The following is a 7,100-nucleotide window of genomic DNA, read 5'->3' on the forward strand; positions in this document are numbered from 1 at the left end:
GACCGTCAGCATGCGACAGCACGAGACACTTGGAAAACTTGACGTCGTGCAGAATCGTGGAATTCTCCGCCCCGCCCGTGAGGGGAATCGCATGGACGCTCCGGCATTCGAGGAAATCGATCCGGGCGCCGCCTGCGAATGCCCCGGCTGTGTTCACTGGCGGCGCGTGATGCCGTACTCGACCCTGTACGACCACCCGGGTCACCCGGCCGCCAGAACGGCCAGGCGCGCTCTCGTCGTGGCCACGGCGGCAGGCGCTGCCCTCGGCGCCGGGCATGTCGCGCCGGCGGTCGCGGCAGCCCACGCCCCCACCCTCCCCGGAGGCGTTCCCGCAGGTGACGGGCCCGATACCCCGCAGGGGGAGAAGACCCCGCTGCACGGCCCGGCGGGTCGGCCGGCCGACGAGGAGAAGCCGTCCGAGGAGGTGAAGACGCCGCCGATCAGCCGGGCGGAGATCATCCGGCGGGCCAGGACCTGGGTCACCGCCGAGGTGCCGTACAGCATGACGGAGTACTGGTCGGACGGATATCGGCAGGACTGTTCCGGATTCGTCTCCATGGCCTGGCATCTGCCCGGAAACGAGTGGACGGGCAGTCTGGACAAGTTCGCCGACCGCATTTCCAAGGAATCGCTGCAACCCGGCGACATGCTTCTCTTCCACAATCGGAGCGACCCGCACAAGGGCTCGCACGTGGTGATCTTCGGCGGCTGGACGGACTCGACGCACAGCTCGTACATCGCCTATGAGTCGACCCGACCCCACGCCCGCCGCGAGGTCACCCCGTACGGCTACTGGTCCACCCCGACGCGCTATGTGCCGTACCGCTACAAGGGCGTGGTCGACGACGGCACGGTGGTCCCGGAGGAGACGGACGGCTCCACCGACGACCCCGACTCCTCCGGGAGCGGCGGTACGAAGGGGTCGACGAGTCCGTCGAGCGGCAACCGGTACCCGGGTGCCGCCTATTTCGGGCCCGGCGCCGACAACCGGTACGTCACCCGGCTCGGGCAGATGCTGGTGGAGCGCGGCGGGGCCCGCTTCTACACCGCCGGGCCGGGGCCGCGCTGGTCGGACGCGGACCGCAGGGCCACCCAGGCGTTCCAGCGGGCGCAGGGCTGGACCGGGCCGGACGCGGACGGGCTGCCGGGCCCGATGACCTGGTCGTACCTGGTGAGCGGGAAGGGCCAGGACATTCCGCCTGCGGACAGCCCGGGCCCGCGCGGCAGGCCACTGGTCACGTCCCGGCCGCCGGTCACGACCAAGCCGCCGCTCACACCGGGGCCGTCCGACGGCTCCGAGGCGCCCGCCTCGCACGGCGTGCCCGGGTATCCGGGACGGGGCGCGTTCCGGCCCGGCGCGTACAACGCGCACGTCACGCTGCTCGGGAAGCGGCTGGTCGAGTTGGGGTTCGGCAAGTACTACACCTCGGGTCCGGGGCCGCGCTGGGGCGAGGCGGACCGGCGGAACGTGGAGGCGTTCCAGCGGTCCCAGGGCTGGCGCGGCGGCGCCGCCGACGGCTACCCGGGCCCGGAGACCTGGCGCCGCCTGTTCTCCTGACACGACCACGACCCCCGCGGCCCAGCCCGGCACCCATCACGCCCCGCGCCCGCCCCGGCCACGGAGCCCCGCCCCGCCGAACACCCCCACCCACCCCGGCCACCGAACCCCGCCCGACACCCGGCCCCGACCACCGCCGCTCGCCCGGCCCCGACCACCGCCGCTCGCCCGGCGCTCGACCGCAGGCCGACGGCCCCGTCTCGACGTCACACACCCCGCCGCTCGCCCCACGCCCGCCCGATGTTTCACCCCACGCTCCCCTGTTCTCACCCTCACGCTCGCCCTGTTCCCGACCCCCGCTCGCCCCGATCTCGCCCCCCCTCGCTCGCCCTCTCTTCACCCTCATCAGCTCGCACCACGGTTCTTCCTGCGCGGAGGCATGGAGGCACGTATGAGTACGACCACCTCACCCACACCGGAGCCGGAAGGGGTCGCGCGGCCCGCGCGGCTCATCCAGAACGAGACGACCACCGAGATCCCCGTCCATCTGCTGTTCCGGGACGACCCGGCCCCCGTGTCCGTGCCGGTCACCCCCGCCGTCGTGGGCCGCCGGCGGGGGACCGGGGAGCAGCCGAGGGTGCGGCGGGGCCCCGCGTCGGTGAAGCCGCGGCCCGCCGTCGAGGTCGACCCCGACCTGGTCGAGCGCCCAGCGCGGGTGCTGCCCGGGATGGTGGGCGTGCTGGGCGGGACCTGCGGCGTGGCCGGTTGCGTCCTGACGTCGTGGTGGGCCGGTGTGCTGCCGGAGCTGGTCGTCAGGGGGCTGGGGCTGCCGACCGGGTATCCGGGGGGACTCGGTCCGGCGCAGTGGGCCGCGTACGCCGGTGCCGGGGCCCTGACGCTGTTCGGGTTCGGCGGGCTCGCGCGAGGGCGGACCGGGCGAGCCTGGGTGCTGAACCTGTTCGGCCGGTACCGGGGGACCGTCCGCCGTGCCGGGCTGCTGTGGGTGAACCCGCTCGTGCTGCGCCGCCGGGTCGACGTACGGCTGCGGCACTGGCGGAGCGAGCCGATGCCGGCCGTCGACGCGAACGGGGTCGCGCTGCGGGCCGTCGTCCTGGTCGCCTGGCGGATGAAGGACACCGCGCGGGCCGTGCTGGGGATCGAGGACCACGAGCGCTACCTGCGCGAGTGCGTCGAGGCGGCGCTCTCCCGGGTGCTCTCCCAACTGCCCGCCGACGTACCGCCGAACGCCCTCGTCCGGGACTCCACCCTGCGCAACACGGAGGCGGTCGGCGAGGCGCTGACCCGGCTGCTCGTCGCGGACACGGCACCGGTCGGCCTGGAGGTGTTCTCCGTGCAGCCCATCCGGATCGAGTACGCGCCCGAGGTCGCCGCGGTGATGCAGCGCCGGCGGATCGCGGCGCTCGACGCCCAGCACCGCGACACCGTGCTCACGTCGGTCGTCGACTCCGTCGAGGACACGGTGACCCGGCTGACGATGCGCGGCCTGGTGGAACTCGACGACTACGAGCGCAAGGCGCTGGTGAAGGACCTGACGGTGGCGTTCTACACGGGGCGGCGCGAAGTGTCGCCGTGAACACCCGCCCGGCAGCGTTCTGTTGTTGATATGGACACAGCCAACCGCCGCTCCTACTCTGATGCTTGGTCTAGACCTGGAACATCCCCACGTACTCCAGGGAGCGGCAGCATGCGTCCAAGGACCTTCACCCGAAAACGCGCCAAGTGGTACGCCGCCGGCGTCGGTCTCGCCACCATGGGAGCCCTCGTCTTCTCCAGCGGCGGCGCCTCCGGCCACGGCTACACCGATCTCCCCGTCAGCCGGCAGAAGCTCTGTCAGAACGGCACCGTCACGAACTGCGGCGACATCCAGTGGGAGCCGCAGAGCGTGGAGGGCCCGAAGGGCTTCCCGGGCTCAGGGCCGGCTGACGGCCAGATCTGTTCCGCCGGGCACAGCCGGTTCGGGCAGCTCAACTCGCCCACCAGGCCGGGCGGCGGCGCCTGGCCCACGACCAGGGTGACGGGCGGCCAGAACTACACGTTCCGCTGGCAGTTCACCGCCATGCACGCCACCACCGACTTCAAGTACTACGTCACCAAGCCGGGCTGGAACCAGAACCACGCGCTGGCCCGCTCCGACCTCAACCTCACCCCGTTCTTCACCGTCCCCTACAACGGTCAGCGACCCCCGTCCACGCTCTCCCACACCGGACGCCTGCCGTCCGGTCTGAGCGGCCACCACGTGATCCTCGCGGTGTGGACGATCGCCGACACCGGCAACGCGTTCTACGCCTGCTCGGACGTCACGTTCTGACCGACAGCGCACCGGCCCCGCGAGTTCTGAGCATCGCTTGAGCTGCGCGGGGCCCCCGCGCGGGTAGGTTCCCCACGCACCGCCGACCAGGGCGGTCACCGAAAGCGGGGGATCACCATGGATATGTTTCTGTACATCGTTCCCGGTCTGATCATGGCCGTCGTCGCCTTCGCGGCCTACCGCGTACTGCGCCGCTGGCTGCTGATCCAGCGGGCCTGGAACAGCGGGCTGACGGCGGAGGGCCGCTGCCTGAAGGCGTTCACCACGGTCAGCAAGGCCATGGGGAAGAGCAGCGCCGTGCACACCACGATCCACCATGTGTACGAGTTCACCACCCGGGACGGCCGCCCCATCCGCTTCGAGGAGGAGGACGGTCCGATGACCACCGTCGAGGGCGACTTCGTCACGGTGTACTACACCGAGGGCCCGTCCGTGGTGGCCACGGCCCACCAGCCGGGCCGGGCGAAGCAGGCGGCGGCCAGCTTCGGCATCCTCGCCTTCCTCGGTGTGATCTTCGTCTTCTGTGTCGGTTTCATGGTCACCTTCCACCAGATGTCCGCCGACGCCGCCTTCCCGAGCCCGTGACCGACATGCGCCTCCCCAACTGACGGAACGTCAACTACCGTGCGCCCGTATGGAGTCCACGAGGCGTACGGTCGCGCAGCTCGTCGCCGACCGGTGGGGCGACCACCGGCCGGGGCTGTGGTTCGAGGACGAGGTGCTCACCCATCACGAGGTCGCCGCCGGTGCCGCCGCCCGCGCGGCCCTCCTCGCCGACCTGCTGCCACCCGGCGCCGAGCCACACCTCGGCGTCCTCCTCGACAACACCCCCGAGTACCCCCTGTGGCTGAGCGCCGCCGCCCTCGCGGGCGCCGCCGTCGCCGGGATCAACCCCACCCGCCGGGGCCCCGAACTGGCCCGCGACATCCTCCACACCGAGTGCCGGATCCTCGTCACGGAACGCGCCCACCTCCCGCTGCTCGACGGCCTGCACCTGCCCGGTGTGCGGATCCTCGTGACGGACACCGAGGAGTACACCGCCCTCGTCGCCCCCTACGCGGGCGCCGCACCCGACCCCTCCGGGGCCACCCCGTCCCACCGGCTCCTGCTCTATTTCACCTCCGGCTCCACCGGCGCCCCCAAGGCCGCGATCTGCTCGCAGGGCCGGCTCGCGGCGGCCGGCCGGGCCCTCGTCGACCGCTTCGACGTGGCACGGGACGACGTGCACTACGTGTGCATGCCGATGTTCCACGGCAACGCCGTCATCGCCGACTGGGCGCCCGCCCTCGTCGCCGGGGCGGGCGTCGCCCTGCGCCGCCGGTTCTCGGCCTCCAACTTCCTGGACGACGTACGGGCGTACGGCGCCACGTACTTCACCTACGTCGGCCGGGCCGTGAGCTACGTCCTCGCCACCGAGCCCCGGCCCGACGACCACGACAACCCGCTGCGCACCGGCTTCGGCACGGAGGCGGGGGCCGTGGACGCGGCGGCCTTCGAGCGGCGCTTCGGGGTGCGGCTCGTCGAGGGGTACGGCTCCTCCGAGGGCGGCGCCGCGATCCAGCGGACACCGGGGACCCCGCCGGGCGCGATCGGGCGGGCGGCACCCGGCGACGACCTCGCCGTGGTCGACCCCGAGACCCGCGAGGAGTGCCCGCCGGCGGTCTTCGCCGAGGACGGCCGCCTCCTCAACGGCACCGACGCGATAGGGGAGTTGGTGAACCGGGGCCCCAACCCGTTCGAGGGCTACTGGCGCAACCCCGAGGCGGACGCGGCCCGCCGCCACGACGGCTGGTACTGGACCGGCGACCTCTTCTACCGCGACACGGGCGGCTTCCTCTACTTCGCCGGCCGCACCGACGACCGGCTCCGCGTCGACAGCGAGAACCTCGCCGCCGCGACCATCGAGAACATCCTCGCCCGGTACGAGGGCGCCGACGCCGTCGCCGTCTACGCCGTCCCCGACCCGGTCGCCGGGGACCAGGTCATGGCCACCATCGCGGGCACCTTCGACCCGTACGGATTCACCGAGTTCCTCTTCGACCAGCCCGACCTCGGCACCAAGATGACCCCCCGCTTCGTCCGCGTCGTCCCCCGCATGCCCGTCACCGCCACCAACAAGATCCAGCGGGCCACCCTGCGCCGCGAGGGCTTCCGCTGCCCCGACCCCGTCTGGTGGCGGCCTCCGGGCAAGTGGGCGTACCGCAGGCTCACCGCGGTGGACCTCGCGGCACTGGTCACCGAGTACCGGGCACGGGGCCGGGAGGAGCTGCTGACCCGATAGCCGGGCGGGCGGACGAGGGCCCGGCCCGCCGCCGGCCGGGCCCACCCCGAGGTAGGGCTGGACCTACCTCGGAACACCCCCTGTCCGTATGGCCGTTGCCCGGCGCCGCCGCCTACCGTGAGCCCATGATCCGAACGGTCGTACGGGACACACCGGGTGCGGTGGCGTACCTGCTGAGCGGGGTGCTGGTGGGCGTGCCCCTGCTCCTGCTGCTCCTCGTCCTGGGCGCCCTCGGCCTCGCCCTGGCCCCCCTCCTCGTGGGCCTGCCGCTGCTGGCCCTGCTCGCCCTGTCCGGTGTCCCCGTCGGAGCCCTCGAGCGCCGGCGGCTGCTCGTCACCCGCACATCCCCACCGCCCGGCCCGCACGCCACCCCCGTCGAACCCGGGCTCGCCGCCTGGGCGCGGCTGCGGTTCACCGAGCGGGCGACCTGGCGGGAGCTGGCGTACACCCTGCTCCTCGGGTTCGTGCTGTGGCCGCTGGACGCGCTGGCGCTGTGCGCGGCGGTGGCCGTGCCCGGCGCGCTGCTCGGGGCGCCCCTCCAGCTGGCCCTCTCGGGCGGCGACACCCGCATCGTCAAGCTGTGGCTGATCGACACCCAGGGCCAGGCCCTGCTGTGCGCGGCCGCCGGACTCGCCCTCGTCCTCGCCCTGCTGGGGCCGCTCACCCTGTACGCGCGGGCCCGCGCCGGGGTGGCGCGGCTGCTGCTCGCGCCCAGTGAGGCCGAGGGGGAGCGGCGGCTGGCGGAGGTGACCCGCTCGCGGGCGCGGCTGGTCGCCGCCTTCGAGGCGGAGCGGCGCCGCATCGAACGCGATCTGCACGACGGAGCCCAGCAGCGACTGGTGTCCCTGAGCATGACACTGGGCCTGGTCCGGCTGGACGCCCCTCCGGAGCTGGCCGACCGGCTCGCCGCCGCGCACCGGGAGGCCGACCAGGTCCTCGGGGAGCTGCGGGAGTTGATCCACGGCATCCATCCCCAGGTCCTCGCCGACTAC

6 protein-coding genes are annotated in these 7,100 nt (G+C 73.1%); all 6 read left to right on the forward strand.

Annotation, left to right across the window (positions count from 1 at the left end; translation table 11 throughout):
* Positions 1-91 precede the first annotated feature (91 nt).
* Complete coding sequence (locus M8J73_RS38660; protein ID WP_055542491.1) at positions 92-1,558, forward strand: peptidoglycan-binding protein; 1,467 nt, start codon at positions 92-94, stop codon at positions 1,556-1,558.
* Positions 1,559-1,949: 391 nt separating this feature from the next.
* Entirely contained in the window at positions 1,950-3,092 is a 1,143-nt protein-coding gene (locus tag M8J73_RS38665; protein ID WP_249829677.1) for an SPFH domain-containing protein, read from the forward strand.
* Between the two features lie 111 nt (positions 3,093-3,203).
* The gene (locus M8J73_RS38670; protein ID WP_055538846.1) at positions 3,204-3,827 is read left to right on the forward strand and encodes a lytic polysaccharide monooxygenase auxiliary activity family 9 protein; all 624 of its coding nucleotides are present in this window, start codon (positions 3,204-3,206) and stop codon (positions 3,825-3,827) included.
* A gap of 117 nt (positions 3,828-3,944) precedes the next feature.
* The gene (locus tag M8J73_RS38675; RefSeq protein WP_055538847.1) at positions 3,945-4,412 is read left to right on the forward strand and encodes a DUF3592 domain-containing protein; all 468 of its coding nucleotides are present in this window, start codon (positions 3,945-3,947) and stop codon (positions 4,410-4,412) included.
* Positions 4,413-4,461: 49 nt separating this feature from the next.
* Positions 4,462-6,108, forward strand: a complete 1,647-nt coding sequence (locus tag M8J73_RS38680; RefSeq protein WP_055538848.1) for a long-chain-fatty-acid--CoA ligase — start codon at positions 4,462-4,464, stop codon at positions 6,106-6,108.
* A 125-nt stretch (positions 6,109-6,233) separates the two neighbouring features.
* On the forward strand, positions 6,234-7,100 hold an 867-nt coding region (locus M8J73_RS38685; RefSeq protein ID WP_249829678.1), incomplete at its 3' end, for a sensor histidine kinase.

The organism is Streptomyces neyagawaensis (assembly GCF_023516595.1).
GTDB lineage: Bacteria > Actinomycetota > Actinomycetes > Streptomycetales > Streptomycetaceae > Streptomyces > Streptomyces neyagawaensis.

Bases quoted from the DNA above. Each gene is read 5' to 3' on its own strand.
- M8J73_RS38660 (WP_055542491.1), top strand. From the start codon at position 92: ATGGACGCTCCGGCATTCGAGGAAATCGATCCGGGCGCCGCCTGCGAA.
- M8J73_RS38665 (WP_249829677.1), top strand. From the start codon at position 1,950: ATGAGTACGACCACCTCACCCACACCGGAGCCGGAAGGGGTCGCGCGG.
- M8J73_RS38670 (WP_055538846.1), top strand. From the start codon at position 3,204: ATGCGTCCAAGGACCTTCACCCGAAAACGCGCCAAGTGGTACGCCGCC.
- M8J73_RS38675 (WP_055538847.1), top strand. From the start codon at position 3,945: ATGGATATGTTTCTGTACATCGTTCCCGGTCTGATCATGGCCGTCGTC.
- M8J73_RS38680 (WP_055538848.1), top strand. From the start codon at position 4,462: ATGGAGTCCACGAGGCGTACGGTCGCGCAGCTCGTCGCCGACCGGTGG.